An 18,277-nucleotide genomic window follows, 5' to 3' on the forward strand; every position below is an offset into this window, starting at 1 on the left:
CCGTACTTCGACAACGCGCCGGTCTACGGCCACGGGCCCTCCCTGGAGGACTTCACCGAGCAGACCCCGCTGACGGTGGGCTCGCCGCAGCAGGTCATCGAGAAGACGCTGGCCTTCCGCGAGTACGCGGGCGACTACCAGCGTCAGCTGTTCCTGATGGACCACGCGGGGCTGCCGCTGAAGACCGTGCTGGAGCAGCTCGACATGCTCGGCGAGGAGGTCGTCCCGGTCCTGCGCAAGGAGTTCGCGAAGGGCCGTCCGGCGGACGTGCCGGAGGCACCGACCCACCAGTCCCTGCTCGCCGCCGCTTCGGAAGCCTCCGGGGAAGGGGCGACCGCCGTATGAGACTCATCGCTGTATCCGCAGGTCTGAGTACCCCCTCGTCCACACGTCTGCTGGCGGACCGTCTCACCGACACGGTCGGCGAGGAACTCGCCGATCAAGGCCACAAGGCGGAAGTCGATGTCGTCGAGATGCGCGCCCTGGCTGTCGCCATCGCCAACAACCTCGTGACCGGCTTCCCCCCACCGCAGCTGGCCGATGCGATCGAAGCGGTGACGGGGGCCGACGGCCTGGTCGCCGTGACACCCGTGTTCGCCGCCTCGTACAGCGGGCTGTTCAAGTCCTTCTTCGATCTGATCGATCCGGACGCCCTCACGGGCAAACCGGTCCTGATCGCGGCTACGGGTGGTACACCCCGCCACTCGCTGGTCCTGGAACACGCGGTGCGCCCGCTCTTCACCTACCTGCGGGCCGTGGTCGTCCCGACCGGCGTGTACGCGGCGTCGGAGGACTGGGGATCCGGCAGCGACGCGCACACGGAAGGCCTGCCCGCACGCATACGGCGGGCAAGTCGGGAGATGGCCTCAGTCCTGGCCGCCAGAGCAGCCGATCCCCGGCTCGAAGACGACGTCACCCTGTCCGAGAAGAGACTCTCTGGGGTCTGTTGCCGGCGAAACTGACCGGCCAGAGTGACCGCTGCGCCGTTGGTTTCGCCGGCGGCGGGCCGGTGGCGGCGATGGAGTCGTCCGGCAACCGGAACTCGGTGTGCTGGGGGTTGGAGTTCCAGTGCAGTGCTGGTCGGTAGAAGGCGGCGGCATGCGCGCAGTGGTCGGTGAGAAGGCTGATGCCGGCGAAGGTACCCGGTTCGTGGTTCAGCTGCATGCCGTCATGGGTACCGGGCTGCCAGAGTGACAGTGGTGCGTCGACGGGGTCGAGCGTGACGGCGGCGTGGCCGAGCGTCCCGACCCGGGTGGGTGCCACGATGATCCGGGCGTTTTGCGCGAACGGCGGTTGAGCTGGTCGGCGACGGCGGCCAGGTGCTCGGGACAGCGGCCTTTCCGATCCGACACCCCTCGGTACCGGGTGCTACCCCAGGTCGAAGGTGTTGGGCAGCCCCAGCCGATAGCGCACCTCGTCGACCCGCTTCAGGGGCTCCATCTCCGGCGGCCGGAACAACTCCCAGACGTGACACCGCTCGGCGCCCGAACTGTCCGCGTCCAGGAGTGCGTTGACGGCGCGTCGCGCGGACTCGTTGGCGCCTTCCATGGTCGCCAGGTCCACATCCGTGCGGACGTAGTCGCCCGCGAGGAAGAAGTTCGGCACCGCCGTCCTCGCCGACGGGCGATGATAGAGGGTGCCGGTGGGGTGGATGAGGAGCTGTTCACGGTTCTGCGGATCGGGGCCGCCGAGGCCCGTCACCGCCGGGTCCATGAACCAGCCGAGCCGGTCCCCGTCCCTGAGTGTCGTCTTGCCGGAGTCGTTCAGCCCGTCCTTCAGCTGGGCCCACAGTTCGGCGACGATCTCGTCCTTGGTGCACTCGCGGGCCGTCTTGCCGTACAGGATGCCGGGCTTGTCCCACTCGGAGATGATCGTGGACAGGCACTCGTGTGCCTGCCCGTCTCCGTAGTCGCGTGAAAAGTCCCGCCCGTCCCAGAACTGCGTCTGGCCGATTCCGGTGACCGCCCACGGTGAGTCGAGGCAGTTGATGTGGCCGTGCACCACGGGGGTGGGCGTGCGCAGGTAGAACATCACGCCGGTCATCCAGTCCGTCTTCAGCGCGTCGCACCGCCCGAGTTGCGGGTCGGCGGCACGCAGGGCCGGGCCCCAGGTCACACGCGCGTGCTCGACCGGGAGGGCGGAGACGTAGTGGTCGGCGGTGATGGTGCGCTGCCGGCTGCCGTCGCGCGCCGCCACCCGTACGCCGGTCACCCGGCCGCCGCCATAGACCACCTCCCGGACCTCGGTGCCGAGCACGAACTCGACGCCCAGGGAGCGCAGATGCGTCTCCCAGGGGTCGATCCACGCCTCGCTGGTCGGGGCGTTCAGCACCCGGTCGACGTCCGCGTCGCCGTCCATGCCGCGGCCGAGCAGGCCCCACAGGATGAGGGCCTCGATGATGACGCGGCCGACGGTGCGGGTGGAGGCGATCTCGGCGCGGGTGGCGACGAGGTTGCGGGTCTGGCCGATGCCGAGCAGCACCTGGTATTCGCGGCTCATCTCGCCGGCCCGGATGAAGTCCCACCATGCGACCTTCTCCCACTCGTCCTCGCGGCGGGCGTCGCAACTGGTGAGGTGGACCAGGAGGCGGTCGGCGAAGTAGGCGGCCTCGTGGGCCGGCAGGTGAGTGCCGAGGTCCAGCACCGACAGGATCTGGTCGCGGATCCAGGTCGGGGTCAGGTCGCCGGGGGCGGGCGGGGTGGTGACCCGGCGGAGTGGGAAGTGCAGGTCCGGGCGGCCCGAGCCGCGTGCGAACAACTCCTCTGTGCCACTTCGGAGATTGCCGTGGACGCCGTTCGCCTTGCCGGGGAAGGGGATGCGGCGCATGGTGTCCGGCAGATTCCGGTAGAAGCCGGGGAAGAAGCGGAAGCCGTGCTCGCCGGGAAGCGGCTTGCGGCCGCCGGTTCCGGTCCCGGGGACGTGCATCGAGCGGGCCTTGCCACCGAGGGCGTCGTAGTACTCGTAGACCGTGACCTCGTAGCCCCGTTCGGCGAGTTCCTGAGCGGCGCTGAGGCCGGAGACTCCGCCGCCGAGGACGGCGACGCGTTTGCCGGAAGAAGCTGCGGCAGCCCTGCCGGCAGCCCCTGAGGCGCCGACCGCTCCCCCGCCGACGACTCCGGCGACCGCTCCGCCGGTCGCCGTCAGGAAGCGCCTGCGGCTGTGTCCACCGTGCCCCTGAGACTGCTGCGCGTGTTCTGTGGTCATGAGTACCGGAGGTTAGGGAGGGTCTTTGGAAGCCGAAAGCCCTATCTCCTGTCACCTACAGCATCCTCACAATCACAAGGAGACAGTGATTTCCGATGTGGATCGTCAAGCCTGATGCAGTCGAACGCACGCTCAAGAGCCGGAAAGTACTCCAGCAGTTGGGCGCGAAGCCGGTTGATGGCGCGGGTGCGGCCCGCGGACAGGTCGTAGCGGCGGGCGGTGAGGATCCGCAGATCGACCGCGATCTCGTCCCGCTCCTGCAGGGGCTGCAGGTCACGGCGCATGCGCGCCTGGTCGGCGATGACGAAGGCGGCCTTCGCGTCCGTCTTCCCGTCTCCGCGGCAGGAACTCGGCGCGGGGTGCCCGGTCCGGCCGGGGACGTAGATGATCTGCTGGCCGTGCGCCAGGTGGGGCCGCGTTCCCCTTCGGCGCCCGGACGGGCATCCCTGGCGATGCCTGGTCGGGGACAGCCACCGGTCCCCGGCCGGCCACTGGTCGCCCCCTGTCGTCACCGGCACGCCGTCAGTCGACGGAGGTCCGTCCTTCCCCCGGCCACTCCACCGCCGCGTCGACCAACTCCTCGATCCACCGGCACAGGGACGTCGCGGTCCGGGTGAGGGGATGGTCACGTCCGAGCTCCCGGGCCAGACCCGCCTCGGTGTCCTCCGCGACGGCGAGGGCGACGTCGCGCTGCCCGTCCATCTGGTCCATCAGGGCGGTGGCATGCGCCAGCCAGAGCTGCGTCATCAGCGCCCGCACCTCGTCGTCCTCGCCGCTGTCTGCCATCAATTCCTGTGCGGAGCAGGCCAGTTCGAAGGTCTCGATCCTGCGGTCCATGTCGTCGGCCTCCAGGCGGACACCGCCGGACGCCACCCTGTGCGGAAGCGTCTGCACAGGCTCCATCCGGGGCGTCGGCAGGGGCGGACCCTCGTCGCCGGCCGGGCCGTCGGCGGCTGTCCCGCCGCGGCAGGCGACGAGGCAGTGGCGCAGGGTCGTGACCGTCGCCGGGTGGGACGGCCCCTGGAGGTCGAGCCTGCACCGGTACACCTCGCGGAAGCCCTCCTCCTCGTGGTCCGGGCCCGCCGTCCCGTCCCGGTCGGCCGACGCGGCGATCAGGCGGTTCTCCAGCGCGTCGAGGGTGTCGCCGTGCTGCTCCCCGTACAGGTCCCGGCGCAGCCGGTACGCCCGGTCGAACCAGTCGGCCGCCTCCGCGTGGTGCCCGAGCGCGTACGCGGTGGTGCCCATGCCGTTCAGCGCGTCCGCGTACTGCGGGTGCCGGGTGCCCAGCACCCGGGCCGTGCGGGCGAGCAAGGAGGTGCGCAGCCGCAGGGCCAACGCGTGGCGGCCCTCCAGGGAGGCGGCGACCGCGGCGTTGGCCAGCGCCAGCAGGGTGTCCGGGTGCTGCGCGCTGTTCCTGCGGGACCTCGCCCGGTACACCTGCCCGAACACCCGCCATGCCGTGCGGTACTCGCCGCGGTCGAGCTCGGTCACTCCGACGTTGTTGAGCGCCGTCAGGGTGTCGGGGTGGTGCGGTCCCAGGAGGGCGGCGAGCCCTTCGTACGCCTGGTGCTTGAGGCGCACCGCCGTGTCGTGGTCTCCGCACATCCCGTGGGCGACCGCCAGTCCGGCCAGTACACGCAGGGTGGTGATGTCGGACGGACCGAGAGCCGCGACGCACCCGTCGTGGAGCACGCGCAGTAGTCCGAGCCCGGTCGCGGAGTCACCGCTCTCGGAACGCGCCCGGCCCGCCTCGTTCAGGAGATGCTGGTCGTCCTGCTCCGCCAGCGCGACGGCGACCGTCCGCACGTGCGGAAGCGCCTCGAAGGTCCTGAGCCGGGCGGCGGCACCCGCCGCGGGTCCTTCCAGCCTCTCCCCGAGCACCCGGACGGCGGCCCGGCGAGCGCGTTCGCGCGCGGTGTCGTCGTGGTCGGCGAGCCGGACGGTTCGGCTGACGAGGGCGTGCACGCTCCAGCTCCCCGTGCCCTCGGGGCGGGCCAGCGCCAGCCGCTCGGCCTCGGCGAGACCGCGGCGGACCGACTCCCGGAACTCCCGCCGGTCCCGCTCCTCCCGGTCCGGCCGGTCCCGGTCCGACCGGTCCCGGTCCGCCTTCGACTCCGACTCCGACTCCGCGAGGATGTCCGTGAGCAGGTCTGGTGAGAACGGCGCCGGCGCCAGCAGGGACGCCAGCCGCATGACGGTGAGGCCGTCGGGCGTCAGCCGGTCGATCCCGCGCAGCAGGGTGGCGCAGATGCTGACGCCGTGGGCCGTCGGCAGATGGACGCCGAGCCGCTCCGCGGTCTCCAGGACGTCCGGGCTGGGCTCGGCGAAGGAGGCGAGGAGACCTGCGAAGCCGCCGGTCTCCGGCAGCGCGACGAGTTCCGCCGCGACAGCCATCGCCAGCGGATGGCGCCCCAGAGCTTGCGCCAGCCTCCGGCGTGCCTGGCGCTCCGCACCGGGGGACGGCGACAGTCTGCTCGACAGCAGCGCCAGGGAGTCCAGTTCACCCAGTTCCCCGACGTCGATGCGCGCCCCCTGACCCCCGGGTCCCGGGGCGCGGGACGTCACGAGCGTTCTACCCAGCGCCGTGGGAGCGACCAGGGTGCGGAAGACGGCCGTGTCCACCCCGGCCGGCAGGTCGTCGAGGATCCACAGGTAAGGCATGCCGGTGCCACTCAGACGCGTGCTCAGCGCCGCGCGGGCCGCCGCGGCCGGCGCATCGGGTCCGACGAGTTCCAGAAGGCGGGCGATGGCCGTGATCCGGTCGTCCACCAGGGCTGCCACCCGCAGCGGGTCCCGGGAGCCGTCCAGGTGGGAGCCGAGCCCCCCGAGGACGAACACGCCGCCCGGATGGTCCTCGGCGAACAGCCGCCCGTACTGTTCCGCGAGCATCGTCTTGCCGGTGCCGCCGCCCCCGACCAGGAACACCACGGGCGGGAGGTCGCTGCCCGCCCCGTCGTCGCCGTCGAAGGCGTCCCGGATCTGCCACAGCTCCTGTAGTCGGCCGCGGAAGTGCCGACTGCCGACGGCCGGTTCCGGATACCAGGACGGCACCGGTGGTTCGGGAGCGTCGCCGAAGGTTCGGTGGTCCATGCCGTCGACCAGCTGTTGCACGGAGTCCGACACGTCGGCCAGCGCGGCCGTGACGGCGGGCAGGCGCAGGTACTTCAGCCGGGAGGACAGCACCTGGGAGAACTCCATGCCACGCACGACCGCCATCACCCGGCGGGTCTGCCCGGACAGGTGGTAGGAGCGGGTCAGCGCCGTGTACATCTCCCAGCGGCAGTACTGGCTCTCCGGGAAACTGGGCGTGTAGAGGGCCACCAGGGTCCGTGAGCCGTCGAGGGCGGCGCGGATGACGGTCGGGATGTCGTCGTAGTCCCGCATGCCGGTGACGTCCCTGAAGACCGACAGGCCGCGGGCCTCCAGGAGTTCCTGGAGGCGCACCGCCAGGTCGATGTCCTCCCAGGCGTAACTGAGGAACACGTCGTACCTGTGCCCGGAACGCACCGCACCCTCCGCTCCCGCCGAACCCACGGCCTCCCCCTCACCCGTCCTGCCGGATCTCCCGGTCGGTGTGCGGCACCGCGCCGGACAACTCCGCCGTTGCCAGGGCGAGATGGTGCAGCGCCCTCGTCTCCTCGTGGCGGCTGCCGCACATGCGGCTGACGGCGACGGCACGCTCCAGCCGCACGGCGCCCTCCCGCGGCCGGCCGCTGCGCAGGTAGGCCTCGCCGAGGCAGTTCAGTGCCATGGCCGTGTCCAGTTGCAGGCCCAGGTCGTCCAGGGTGGCGAGCGCGGTCTTCAAATGCCCGATGGCGGCGTCGAACTGGCGCAGCTCCACCTCGGTCAGGCCGATGCCGCGCAGCGTGATGGCGACATTGCGGCGGGCACCGCTGCGCGTGTAATAGGCCAGTGCTGTGCTGAACTCCCCCAGGGCCTCGGCGTGTTCGCCCCGGTAGAAGTGCACCCAGGCCCGGTTGCCTACGGCGTTGGCCGCACCGTGCTCGTCGCCGATGTCGCGGAAGATGCGGTGGGCGCGTTCGTAGTGCGCAGCGGCGCCGTCGAGGTCACCGGTCTCGATCAGGGCCAGGCCGAGGTTGTTCGCGGTGACCGCCTCGGCGGCGGGATCGGCGGCTCGGTGCGCGGCGAGCAGGGCCTCACGGTGGCTGGCGACCCAGGCGTCCCATCGCTTGGTGAGGAAGAAGAAGTCCCGCAGGACGTACGCCAGTCGCCAGCACTCGGTGTCCATGCCGAGCCGGGCGCTCTCCCGGACCAGGGCCACGACGGTCTCCTGCTCCGCGGCGAACCACGCCAGCGACTCGTCGTGTCCGGTGACAGGCGGCAGCAGCGCGGCGGTCACGTCCAGGCCGTCGGTGACCGGGATGCGGTAGCGGTGCGGTGCCAGCACGCGCCCCATCGCGTCGGCCGCGGCGACGTAGTACCCGGCCAGCCGTGCGGTCACCGCCGCCCGAGTGCCCTGCGCGAACCTGCGGTCCGCGACCTGCCGGGCGAACACCCTCAGCAGGTCGTGCAGTCGGAAGCGGCCGGGACGGGTCCGCACCAGCAGGTGGGCGTCGGCCAGCCGGTCCAGTGCCCGCTCCGCGGCGGGCAGGTCCCAGCCGGCCATGACGGCGGCCGACACAGCGTTGCAGTCGTCGCCCGGCAACAGGCCGAGCAGCGCGAACAGGTGCTGTTCGGAGGGGCCGAGCGCGTCGAAGGAGACGGTGAGCGGCGCAACCACACTGCGCTCCCCGTCGTCCAGTTCGGCCAGTCCCCAGCGCCGATCGGCCAGCCGCAGCGCGAAGTCCGCCACCGTCCGCGGTCCGCCGGGCCGGCACCGGGTGGCCGCGATGCGCAGCGCGAGCGGCAGCCGGCCGCACAGTTCGACGACGTCGCGTACCCCCGCCGGGGGCGGGCCCCCGCCGGAAGTGCCCCGGTCGCCCGTGCCGATCCCGGAGACGCTGCTGAACAGTGCCACCGCGTCGAGTGCCGGCAGCGGACCCAGCGGGACGTGGTGGCCCTCGTCCAGGGAGGGCAGGGCACTCCGGCTGGTCACGAGGACGGGGCAGCCCGGTTCGCGGGGCAGCAGCGGCCTGATCTGGTGGGAGTCGACGGCGTTGTCCAGGACCACCAGAGCCCGTCGGCCGGTCATGGCCCCCCGGTAGACGGCGGCCCGGTCCTCCACGTGGTGGGGAATGGTCTCGGCGGGCATGCCCAGCATGCGCAGCAACCGGTCCAGGGCGTCCGCGACCGTGACAGCGGGCAGGTCCTGCGAGTAGCCGTGCAGGTCGAGGTAGAGACAGCCGTCGGCGAAGTGGGCCTCCGCTCGGTGGGCGATCCGCAGCGCCAGCGCCGTCTTGCCCACGCCGGCCATCCCGGTGATCGCGCACAGCACCGTCCCGGCACGCCGGCGGGGTCCGGGATCCAGGACGAGCGACTCGATCAGCTTCGTCTCGTCCTCTCGGCCGACGAAGTGCCCGCTCGGCTCGGGGAGGGCGTAACGCTGCCCCGGAACCTGCCGGGCCGCGTCCGCGGGCGCCCGCGCGGCGGGGGACAGATCGTCGGGGCCGAGCACGTCGCCGCACAGGCGCGCGAGCTCGGCGCTCGGTAAGACCAGTCCCCTCTCGACCTTGCTGAGGTAGCCCTTGCTGTAGTGCACGAGGCGGGAGAGGTCGGCCAGGGACAATCCCGCGGCGGTCCGCCGCCTGCGCAGTGACGGACCGAATCCGGCCGCCGCGCCCGCGCCTTGGCCGGTCCCCTCCCTTCCATACAACTCCCGGCCGGTCATGCCGAACGTGCTCCTGCCCGGCTTGTCGGCGTGCCGCTCGCGGCGGATCGCCGCCGCTGTCCCCCACGCGCCCTGCTTCCGGGTGACGGGGGGTTGCACAACTCCTGCGTCCGCTCGCGGTTTTCCGGCCGCTGAGCTGCGGCGATCCGGCCGCCAGTGTTTCCCCGGGTTTCCTGTGGCAGGAAACCCGTCGGCAGTGCGCCGCTGCGGGGCGCATGGTGGGTGCCGTGCGGTCGGCAGTGCGCGGGATCGAGCGCGTGAGGGCGAGGAGAAGACATGGACAGCGCCACCAGAGGACTCTTCATCGTGCTGCTCGGGATCGACGGAAGCGGCAAGACCAGTCTCCTCTCTGCTCTGCGCGGCGGCACGTTCGCCACCGTCGGCTGGCGCGACCTCCGCAACCACGAACTACCCGCCGTCATGGCACCAGACGCACCCAGCGCCATCAAGGACCGGCTCTCCGACATGCCGCGCGCGATGTTCATCGGGGGTCACATTGTGGCCCAGTACGAGTACTTGGTGCGACCGGAAGTCGTCGAAGGCCGGAACGTCCTGCTGGACTCGTACTGGTACAAGGTGCTGGCGAAGGAGCGTGCCCTCGGCCGCCTGAGCCCGGCGCTCGACGAGTTGCGCCAACTGCTGCCGGTGCCGGACGCGGTGGTGCTGCTCGACGTGGACCCGCGCACGGCCTGGGCGCGCAGGGGCGGGACCTGCGCACCGTACGAGAGGTTCGACGATCCGGGCGGGCAGGCGGCCGGCTTCGTCCGCTTCCAGGAGTGCATGCTCGCCCAGTGGGAGGCCGACTTGAGGGGTCATCCCGCGGTGTACCGACTCGACGGCGAGCGGCCCTTCGACGAGGTGCTCATGTCGCTGCGGGACACCCTGGAGCTCTGCGCTGTACCGCGCCTGCCCGAACTGGAGGCACTGTCGTGAGCGGGCGGGCGAGGGGCGGCAACCGGTTCGCGTCGTCGGTGCTCGACACCTGGGCGACGATGTTCGTCGACCCGGAACGGACCGAGCACGCGGCGGCGGGACTTCACCGGCTGGAGGGCCGGCGCAGGGCGGTCGGCGACGTCCTGCGGGTGCACAAGGCCATTCCCCAGTTCCAGTACGGGCTGGGCCAGTTGGCGGTCTCGGGGCCCCAAGCCCACCGTGCGCGGGCCGCCGCCGCCAAGTCCTGGTACGCCGCCGAGGCCGCGCGTCTCGATGACCATCTGCGGCTGCTGCGCTCGGAGCTGGCCTGGCTCGCCGGACAACCGGAGGTGGCAGGCGCCGGCCTGGCGGTCATCAAGGGCTTCAACAACGCCCGTTTCTACCGGGATCCGTCGCCCCGCTGGAGCCGCGACATCGACGTGTACGTCCCCGACTGGGCGGCCTGCCTCGCCGTGGTCCGGCTGCTGCGCGAACGGGGCTACGTCTTCGACGAGGAGGAATGCCCCTGGTTCAAGGCGGAGTTCGAGCACGGACGGGCCGAGTACGGCCAGCTCTTCCTGGTCCGCGTGGACGGCGCCCGGTTCTCCCGGGTGGACATCCACTTCGGCACCTACTCGGTGGGGGCCGGGGACTACCTCGACTTCCCGCTGACCGACTTCTACGAACCCGTCGCACCGGACCTCGGATACCAGGGCGTCAATCCCACCGGGACCCTGCTGGTGATGTTCGCCCACGCCCTGTCCGACGGGTACGTGTCGGTCAAGGACGCCAACGACACCGTGTCACTGGCCCTGACGCGGGACGACGTGGACTTCCACCGCCTCGCACGGGAGATCCGGCGGCACTCGCTGGAGCCTCAGGCGCTGCTGCTCGCCGACCACCTGACCAGGCTCTACCGCGACCCGCGCATCGGCGGCTTCGCGCGGGCCCTGCGCCGCGCGGCGGGCGGCGGGCGCACCTCGCCGCTCTGGCGCATGCACGACCGCAACTGGCACCGGCGTGCCGCCGTCAACGCGGTCCACGCGTACCGGTCGGCGCTGCGCCGGCGCCGGGGGTCGCTCGTCGCCGCCCGACGAGCCGGCCAGTGCGCCGTGTTCTACAACCGGCGGCTGTCCGTCACGCTCAGCGACCGCACCCTGCCGCAGCGGCTGCTGGTGCGGCTGATGGCCCGGACCGACCTGACCCGATGGCGGCTGCGGTCGGACGCCTGCCCGACCATGATCCACACAGGTCACCCGGCCCTCACCGGAGTCGCACCGGACTCAGCCGCGCCGGACGGCTCTGCCAGGGGGCTTCCGCAACTCAGGCCGACGCCCGCCACGGGGGTGCGGGTGGGCGGCACGTTCCCCGACCGGCAGCTGGTGGCCATCGGTGATGACGTCTTCCTCTGCTCATGGGACCAGGTGGTCAGCCGCCGGGACGCCGCACTGGCGAAGCACCTCGCGTCGTTGCAGGGCGCCACCGCCCGGCGGAAGGGGAAGCCGGCAGATGACTGAGCACGCCGTGCACGACGACGATTTCCGACCGGCGTCCGACACCGGCCGGTTCTTCGACTGGGCCTCGACCGCCCCGCTCTCCCGCGCCTGCGTCCGGGCGGTGGCGGAGTTCTCCGCGGCGGCGGCCGCCCACCGTTCGCCGCCGGACTTCCAGAGCGAACGGACGGCCGGCCTGGACGCGCTGCGGGCGCGCATCAGGACGGTATTCGGCGCCCGACCGGACGCTGAGGTGGCGCTCGTCCGCAGTGTTTCCGAGGCTTCCTCTGCCCTGGCCGGCGGGCTCACCGTGCCGCCGGGCGGCGAGGTGCTCGTCACCGCGGCGGACCATCCCGCGCACGCCGCGCCGTGGTGCCGGCTGGCGGGACGGCGCGCCGACGTTCGGCTGCGCACCCTGCCGTGCCTGCCCAGCGGACTGGTCGACCTGGAGCGCGCCGCCCTCCTGCTGTCGGAGCGCACGGCTGTGGTGGCCTGCACCCACCTGACACATCTCGACGGGGTACTGCAACCGGTGGCCGAACTCGCCGCCCTGGCAAAGAGGTTGTCACCCGCCGTGGTGGTCGTGGACGCGGCGCAGTCGGTGGGCCGCGTCCCGGTGGACTTCGACGCCCTCGGGGTGGACGTCCTCCTCGCCTCGGGCCGCAAAGCGCTGCTCGGCCCGATGGGCGCCGGATTCGTCATCGCCGCGCCCGGGGTTCTGGACGGGCTCTCCCCGCTGCTGCTGTCCCCGCGCAACTGCGAGGCACGTACCGCGGCGGACGGCGCGTGGCAGCCGGGGCCCCGCGAGCGCGGAGGAGCGGCCGCCCTGGAGGGAAACCTGCCGGACCTCTCCGCGCTCGACGGCCTGCTGGCTTCCCTGTCCGCCTACCAGCGGGCGGGCCCGCGGCACCTGGCCTCGGTGTGCCGGACGACGGCCGCCGACGTGCCGGTCGCCGCCGTGCACGCGGGTTTCCGCATGTTCGGCCCGGCATCGGCCCCGGGAGGGTACGGCATCGTCCGGGTCTGCTCGCCCCGCGTCGCGGACCACCGTGCCGTGAAGTCCCGCCTGCGCGCCCGGGGCTGGTCGGTCGCTGCGACCAAGGAATGGCTGCGCGTCAGCGTGCACGCCTGCACCGCACCGGGCGACGTCGCCGCGCTGTTCGACAACCTGGCGCCGTTCGGCGCCCCCGGACCGACCGCACGGAGTGTGCCGTGAACCCGCGATGGACCGTGATCCACGGGCGCTTCCAGCCCTTCCACCTCGGACACCTCGAATACCTCGGCATCGCCGCCCGCCGGAGCCGGAACGTCGTCGTGGGCATCACCAACCCCGCCCTGGGCCGGCTCGCCGAGGAACGGACCTCGGCCCACCGGCACACCAAGGACGCGAACCCCTACACCTACTTCGAACGGGCGGAGATGGTCACCGCCTCCCTGCCGGAGGCGGTGCCGTCCGACGCGTGCACCGTGCGTGTCGTGCCGTTCGACGTCTCGGACCCCGGCACGTGGGACGACTACCTGCCCCGCGGCTGCCTCCACCTGGTCACCCTCAACGAGCCCTGGGACGAGGAGAAGTACCGGCGCTTCGAGGCCGCCGGGTACGCCGTCTCCGCGGTAGCCGGAAATCCGCGCCGGGTGACCGCGACCGAGGTGCGTCGGCGCATGGCCGCCGGGGAGGACTGGCGCGCGCTGGTGCCCCGTGGCACCGCCCGCGTCATCGACGGCCTGACCGCCGCCGTGCCGCCCGAGGGAGCCGCACCGCCGCAGTCGCCGTGAGCAGTACCAGCAAGCCCGCACACACGCTCCCCCTGGAGATCACCGAACCGATGACTGCCACCTTCTGGAACACCAAGCACCGCTCGTATCGGGGCACCGACTGGATCCGTACCCCCACCTACTTCGCACAGGAGGTCGTCGGCCGCTTCCCGCCCGGCTCGGCGGTACTGGACGCCGGCTGCGGGCAGGGGCAGGACAGCGCCTACTTCGCCGCGGCCGGACACCGGGTGACGGCGATGGACCACTCGGACTTCGCCCTCGCCCAGTTCCCCGAGGAGGCCCTGTCCGCGTCGGTCCGACGCGTCACCGCCTCCCTGGCGGACTTCCCTCACCCCTTCGACGACCGGTCCTTCGACGTCGTCTACGCGCACCTCAGCGTCCACTACTTCGACCTGCCGACGACCCGGGAGATCATGACCGAGTTCCAGCGGGTCCTGCGCCCCGGCGGCCTGCTGTGCGTCATGGTCAACTCCGTCGACGACCCCGAGTGCGGCGAGGGCAGACAACTCGGCCCTGACTACTACGAGCTGGAACCGGGGGACACCAAGCGGTACTTCAGCCGCCGCACGCTCTACGACCTCACCTCCGACCTGTTCGTGCCCTACCTGCTGGAACAGCACGGCCGCACCCACAAGGACCCCCACCAGTCCTTCGTCCGGCTCGTCGCCGAACGGAACGAGTGAGGAGGAGCCATGACCGACATGCCCGCCCCGACCGTCAACGCGTCGGACGTCAGGACCACTTCGTTCGGCGACTGGATCTCCGTGGACTCTCGGACCGTTCAACTGGCCGGAAGCCAGAGCATGGAGACCCACGTCGTACGGTTTCCCGCCATCGCCCTGATCGTCGCGCTGGACGGCGACGATCTCGTACTGATCCGCCAGTTCCGCTTCCCGCCGCAGTCGTGGGTGATCGAGGCCCCCGCCGGCCGGGTGGAGCCCCGCGAGGACCCGGCGCGGACAGCCGTCCGGGAACTGCGCGAGGAGACCGGATTCCAGGCCGGCCAGGTCGAGTTGGTCGGCACCCTGCGGATCAGTCCGCACCTGTCCGACGAGACGACCTACGTCTACGCGGCCACCGGTCTGGTGCCGGGGCCCGCGCACCCGGACAAGGGCGAGTTCATCCAGCGCTTCCTGGTGCCGCGCGGCGACGTGCGCGCAATGGTGCGCGAAGGCCGGATCGTCGACGCCAAGACCATCGCCGCCCTCGCCGTGTGCGACGTGATCTGAGTCCGAACAACGCCCGGCGGTAAAGGAGTTGTGACGCCGATGGGATTCTTTTCCCGGATCGTGGGGGCAGTCCGCGCACGACGGTATCCCGACGCGTACACCGGGTGCCTGCTCGCCGTCCTGGTCACCGTGCTCGAGATCGTCTCCGGATTCACGCAGAACCGGAAGTGGATCGACGTCCTCTTCTCCGCAACCGTCGTCCTGCTGCTCGGCCTGATCGCGCTCGCCACGGCCGACATCCGGATCCGGCAGAACACCGTACTGAAAGGCGCCCGCGGCGGTCTGCTGTTCACGGGCCGCTCCCAACTCCCGGCGCTGGGTGAACAGCTTGAGGGAGCTCATCGGACCGTCGAGATCTACGGGCTGCAACTGGGCCACGTCGTCCATCACATGCTGCCCACCATCGCCGACCGGGCGCTCTCCGACTGCCATTTCAGGCTCGCCCTGCTCAGTCCCGTCGACGCCAACGGCGACAAGGTGCCGTGGATCGGCGACATGGGGGCGGTGCACGGCTTCCCGAACCTGGAAGCCGTGCTGCGCGCGAACCTGGCGCACCTGCGGCACTGGCACGCGGGCCTGACCCCCAAACAGCAGCGCAACATCGAGATACGCGCCTACCCCGTCATCCCGACGGCGTCGGTGATCCTCTTCGACGTCAAGAAGCACTCGGGGTACGCGCACGTGGAGCCGATACTCCACACCCTCCCGCCGATGGAACGGCCGACCTTCTGGATCTCCGAGAAGGACGACTTCAAGCTGTTCCACCTGCTCGTCGACCACTACCAGGAGCTCTGGCAGCAGGCGATCGCCCTGCCGGACCTCGCTCTCTGATCCTGGCCGGCCCATCCCCCGCCTTCCGGGCGACAGACCGGAGCGGAACCACGAAAGGTACTTCATGGACATCCCCGCCCTGAGTTCCCTGCGCGCGGCCGACAGCGGCCGTGTCGGCGGCAAGGCCGCAGGCCTGGGCGAACTCCTCGCGATCGGCCTGCCCGTCCCGCCGGGATTCGTGCTGCCGGCCGGTGCGCTGTCCTCCCTCCTCTCAGACCGGGACGGGCTGGCGCGGCTGCTCGCGTCGCTGGTGGACGAACACGGCCTGCGCCGGCCGTTCGCCGTCCGCTCGTCGGCGGCCGCGGAGGACGGCGCGCACGCCTCGTACGCGGGGCAGTTCGTGACGGAACTGGGCGTCGGGGTCCAGAATCTGGCGGCGGCCGTGGAGCGCTGCGCGCGCTCCGGCGAATCGGACCGTGCGGCCTACTACACCGGGCGGGTGAAAGCCGACGAGTCCGGCGGCGGGACGGAGGTCGCGAGCGGGGACGGCGCGGCTGCCGGCGAGCGTGTTCCCATCTCGGTGATCGTGCAGGAACAGGTGCCGGCCGACCTGTCCGGCGTGCTGTTCACCGCCGACCCGGTGACCGGGGACCGCGAGAGCTATCTGCTGGACGTGGTTCCCGGCGCGGGAAGCGCGCTGGTCGGCGGCGAGACCGAGCCCCTCTCCGTCCGGCTCTCGGGTGACGGCATGCGGACGGTCAACCGGCCCGACTGGTGCGACGCCGCGCTGGAGACCCGCGTGCTGGGGCTGATCGCGGAGATCCGGAGCCTGGGCAAAGCCGTCACCGACCACCGGGCGGTGCCGCAGGACATCGAGCTGTGCGTCACCGCCGACAACGCGGTGATCCCGGTGCAGGCGCGTCCGATCACCTCGCTGCCCGCACCGGCGCACCGGGACTTCGATCTCCGCTTCGTCCCGGTGACGTCGGCCGACCGGGCCGAACTGGGCGGCCTGACGGGCCTGGACAAGGTACGGCTGCGGCTGATCGCCGAGGAGAACGACCTGGCGGTGGGGCGGGCCTGGATCGTCCGGGCCCGCCCCACCGCCGACTCCGCAGGACCGGACGCCTCCCCGCTGCCCGAAGCCCTGCGCGCCGCCTCTCAGGTCAGCTTCGTCCTCCAGGACCCGGCCAGACTGTCCGGTTCGATCGTCCGCCGCTTCAGCGCCGCCGGCACGAGGCGCCAGGACCTTGACGGCATCGTGCAACTGGTGGGCGCCGCCCACGACGAGTTCGCGCTGATCGCCACGGAGGTACGGTCGGCTGTCCAGTCCGGGGTGGCACGCAGGTTCGGCGACCGCGTCCTGGTCGAGATCGGGTTCGGGGCCTTCGTGCCCAAGGGGGTCGTGACCACCTCGCAGTACGTGTGCACCCTCGACGGCAAGGTGGTGCAGCGCGAACTCACCCTTCAGGAAAGGGCGTTCGTCATCGAGGACGGTCAGCCCAGGAGCGTCGTGGTCGGCAGCACGCCGGAGCTGTCCGGCCGGCAGATCGAGGAGGTCTGCCGAGCCGTCGCGGTGGCGGGCGCGTACTACCGGCAGCCCTCAGTGGAGTTCGGCATCACCTCGGACGGCTCGTTCTTCCTCATCGACTTCGTCGACGAGGACACGGAGGGCGCCGCCCCGGAGGCGCTCAACGTCATCGCTCCCGGCCGGGTCAGCGGGCGGGTGATCCGCATCGACGACGATCACGATCTGCTGATGGAGTCCCTCGACTTCCACTTCCACACCGACCGGACCGACGCGGCAGGCAGCCGGCCGGCGGACGACCCCGTCGTGGTACTGGCCCGGCTGCCGTACCTCTCGCTCGAACGGTTCATCCGGGCCCGCGACCCCAGGTCGGTCGGTTTCGTCTTCCGCAACTGCTCCTACCTCAGCCACCTGTCGATCGTGCTGCGCGAACTGGGCGTCCCCGCGCTCGTGGACCCCGAAGCGTTCGACACGCTCGCCGCGGACTCCGTGGTCCTGCTGGACAGCGCCTCGCAGACGGTGGGGCCCGTTGCCCCGCGGCAGGCCGGGCAGGGGCAGACCCCGTGATCCTCTCCGACCAGGACATCCTCGGCGCCGTCCGGTGCGGCGACATCGGCATCACCCCGTTCGACGAGCGGCTGGTCAAGCGGAACAGCTACCTGCTGCGGCTGGCGGGGCCGTTCCGCCGCATCGCGGGCGACGAGACCCTCGACACCGCGGACCCCGAGAGCTTCGCCCGGTGCGAGGGCGTCCTCGAAACCGGTGACAGCGTGGTGCTCACGCCGGACGCCCTCGTGCTGGCCGGCACCCGCGAACGGGTCAGCCTCGGGCCCTCGCTGGTCGGCCTGCTGTCCGGCATCTCCAACGTCGCCCGGCTCGGCGTCCAGGTGCACGCGACGTCCCAGCTCGTCAACGCGGGCTTCGCCCACGGCGCTCCCTCGCGCCTCGTCTTCGAGCTGTCGACGGTCGGCGGCCGCCGGGTGCGGTTGTACGCCGGCACTCCGGTCTGTCACCTCGTCTTCGCCCGGCTCTCGGCCCCAGCGGCGGCACGGCACCCCAGCGGCAGGACAGGCCAGCTCGGCACCGCTCCAAGCCGCCTGCTGGACCAGTTCGGCCACTTCTACGCGGGGGGTGGGGGCGGTGCCGTGGCTGCTCGCACACCGCTCACCGAACCCTCCTACGTCCAGGACACCCGCCGGGGGCAGGGACCGGTCGGCGGGTGAGAACTCCGGGACGTCGATGGCGCCGTAGACGGCAGTGATGGCGGTCAGCGTACGGGCCACAGCCTCCTGGTCGGTGATGTCGGCAACGAAACCGCGCGCCTCGACACCCTCGGAGCGGAGGTTCTCGGCGAGTGCGCACGGCTTGTCCTGGGTGCGGGAGACCAGCGCGACGGCCAATCCCTGACGCCGAAGACGCGGGCGATCTCGAGGCCGAGGCCGGGGCCGGCACCTACGACGGCGATGACAGGCATGCAGTGCTTTTTGCTGTAGGCAGGTCACCAGGGCGAAAGCTGCACGCCCCAAGCGGCCGCACGGCGCCACAGCCCGACCCGGCGCACCGCACGGGGCAGGGC

At 71.7% G+C, this 18,277-nt stretch carries 13 protein-coding genes and 2 pseudogenes; 11 read left to right on the forward strand and 4 right to left on the reverse strand.

Going from position 1 to position 18,277, the window contains the following annotated elements:
• Together AB0P24_RS28185 and AB0P24_RS28190 are read left to right on the forward strand one after the other, a co-directional pair.
• Positions 1-345, forward strand: a pseudogene (locus AB0P24_RS28185) (5,10-methylene tetrahydromethanopterin reductase); the annotation flags it as partial.
• Positions 342-962 carry an FMN reductase gene (locus AB0P24_RS28190; RefSeq protein WP_365798744.1) on the forward strand — a complete coding sequence of 207 codons (621 nt, stop codon included), beginning with the start codon at positions 342-344 and terminating at the stop codon, positions 960-962. The pseudogene AB0P24_RS28185 and the gene AB0P24_RS28190, both read left to right, overlap by 4 nt.
• Positions 963-1,368: 406 nt before the next feature.
• On the opposite strand, the gene AB0P24_RS28195 is transcribed toward AB0P24_RS28190, so the two are convergent.
• The 4 genes and pseudogenes from AB0P24_RS28195 to AB0P24_RS28210 all read right to left on the reverse strand — a co-directional run bounded on the left by AB0P24_RS28195 (position 1,369) and on the right by AB0P24_RS28210 (position 9,091).
• The gene (locus tag AB0P24_RS28195; RefSeq protein ID WP_365798746.1) at positions 1,369-3,204 is read right to left on the reverse strand and encodes an FAD-dependent oxidoreductase; all 1,836 of its coding nucleotides are present in this window, start codon (positions 3,202-3,204) and stop codon (positions 1,369-1,371) included.
• A 128-nt stretch (positions 3,205-3,332) separates the two neighbouring features.
• Positions 3,333-3,611, reverse strand: a pseudogene (locus AB0P24_RS28200) (transposase); the annotation flags it as partial.
• Positions 3,612-3,726: 115 nt separating this feature from the next.
• A complete protein-coding gene (locus AB0P24_RS28205; protein ID WP_365798748.1) occupies positions 3,727-6,711 on the reverse strand; it encodes a toll/interleukin-1 receptor domain-containing protein in 2,985 nt (994 codons plus the stop codon).
• Positions 6,712-6,748: 37 nt separating this feature from the next.
• Positions 6,749-9,091: a tetratricopeptide repeat protein gene (locus tag AB0P24_RS28210; RefSeq protein WP_365798750.1), complete on the reverse strand. Its 2,343-nt coding sequence runs from the start codon at positions 9,089-9,091 to the stop codon at positions 6,749-6,751.
• Between the two features lie 177 nt (positions 9,092-9,268).
• On the opposite strand from AB0P24_RS28210, the gene AB0P24_RS28215 reads away from it, so the two are divergent.
• From AB0P24_RS28215 to dcd, 9 genes are all read left to right on the forward strand, one after another.
• Positions 9,269-9,925, forward strand: coding sequence for a hypothetical protein (locus AB0P24_RS28215; RefSeq protein WP_365798752.1), 657 nt, complete (start codon positions 9,269-9,271; stop codon positions 9,923-9,925).
• Positions 9,922-11,421 (forward strand): nucleotidyltransferase family protein, encoded by a 1,500-nt coding sequence (locus tag AB0P24_RS28220; protein ID WP_365798754.1) that lies wholly within the window; start codon positions 9,922-9,924, stop codon positions 11,419-11,421. Before AB0P24_RS28215 ends, AB0P24_RS28220 begins: the two co-directional genes overlap by 4 nt.
• Positions 11,414-12,613 (forward strand): aminotransferase class V-fold PLP-dependent enzyme, encoded by a 1,200-nt coding sequence (locus AB0P24_RS28225; protein ID WP_365798756.1) that lies wholly within the window; start codon positions 11,414-11,416, stop codon positions 12,611-12,613. Before AB0P24_RS28220 ends, AB0P24_RS28225 begins: the two co-directional genes overlap by 8 nt.
• Positions 12,610-13,173: an adenylyltransferase/cytidyltransferase family protein gene (locus tag AB0P24_RS28230; RefSeq protein ID WP_365798758.1), complete on the forward strand. Its 564-nt coding sequence runs from the start codon at positions 12,610-12,612 to the stop codon at positions 13,171-13,173. Before AB0P24_RS28225 ends, AB0P24_RS28230 begins: the two co-directional genes overlap by 4 nt.
• The gene (locus AB0P24_RS28235) at positions 13,170-13,856 is read left to right on the forward strand and encodes a class I SAM-dependent methyltransferase (protein ID WP_365798760.1); all 687 of its coding nucleotides are present in this window, start codon (positions 13,170-13,172) and stop codon (positions 13,854-13,856) included. Before AB0P24_RS28230 ends, AB0P24_RS28235 begins: the two co-directional genes overlap by 4 nt.
• A 9-nt stretch (positions 13,857-13,865) precedes the next feature.
• On the forward strand, positions 13,866-14,402 hold the full coding sequence (locus AB0P24_RS28240; protein WP_365798762.1) for an NUDIX hydrolase: 537 nt from the start codon (positions 13,866-13,868) through the stop codon (positions 14,400-14,402).
• 39 nt (positions 14,403-14,441) lie between these two features.
• Entirely contained in the window at positions 14,442-15,233 is a 792-nt protein-coding gene (locus tag AB0P24_RS28245; protein WP_365798764.1) for a hypothetical protein, read from the forward strand.
• 64 nt (positions 15,234-15,297) lie between these two features.
• Positions 15,298-17,268, forward strand: a complete 1,971-nt coding sequence (locus AB0P24_RS28250; protein WP_365798766.1) for a PEP/pyruvate-binding domain-containing protein — start codon at positions 15,298-15,300, stop codon at positions 17,266-17,268.
• Positions 17,265-17,924 (forward strand): dCTP deaminase, encoded by a 660-nt coding sequence (gene dcd, locus AB0P24_RS28255; RefSeq protein WP_365798768.1) that lies wholly within the window; start codon positions 17,265-17,267, stop codon positions 17,922-17,924. The genes AB0P24_RS28250 and dcd overlap by 4 nt, the downstream gene beginning before the upstream one ends.
• The last annotated feature ends 353 nt before the right edge of the window (positions 17,925-18,277 follow it).

The sequence above is a fragment of the Streptomyces sp. NPDC086519 genome, assembly GCF_040686075.1.
Lineage (GTDB): Bacteria > Actinomycetota > Actinomycetes > Streptomycetales > Streptomycetaceae > Streptomyces > Streptomyces shenzhenensis.

What these genes read in the sequence shown, in the direction of transcription:
- AB0P24_RS28190 (WP_365798744.1), top strand. Translation starts at nt 342, where the DNA reads ATGAGACTCATCGCTGTATCCGCAGGTCTGAGTACCCCCTCGTCCACA.
- AB0P24_RS28195 (WP_365798746.1), bottom strand. Translation starts at nt 3,204, where the DNA reads ATGACCACAGAACACGCGCAGCAGTCTCAGGGGCACGGTGGACACAGC.
- AB0P24_RS28215 (WP_365798752.1), top strand. Translation starts at nt 9,269, where the DNA reads ATGGACAGCGCCACCAGAGGACTCTTCATCGTGCTGCTCGGGATCGAC.
- AB0P24_RS28225 (WP_365798756.1), top strand. Translation starts at nt 11,414, where the DNA reads ATGACTGAGCACGCCGTGCACGACGACGATTTCCGACCGGCGTCCGAC.
- AB0P24_RS28240 (WP_365798762.1), top strand. Translation starts at nt 13,866, where the DNA reads ATGACCGACATGCCCGCCCCGACCGTCAACGCGTCGGACGTCAGGACC.
- AB0P24_RS28245 (WP_365798764.1), top strand. Translation starts at nt 14,442, where the DNA reads ATGGGATTCTTTTCCCGGATCGTGGGGGCAGTCCGCGCACGACGGTAT.
- AB0P24_RS28250 (WP_365798766.1), top strand. Translation starts at nt 15,298, where the DNA reads ATGGACATCCCCGCCCTGAGTTCCCTGCGCGCGGCCGACAGCGGCCGT.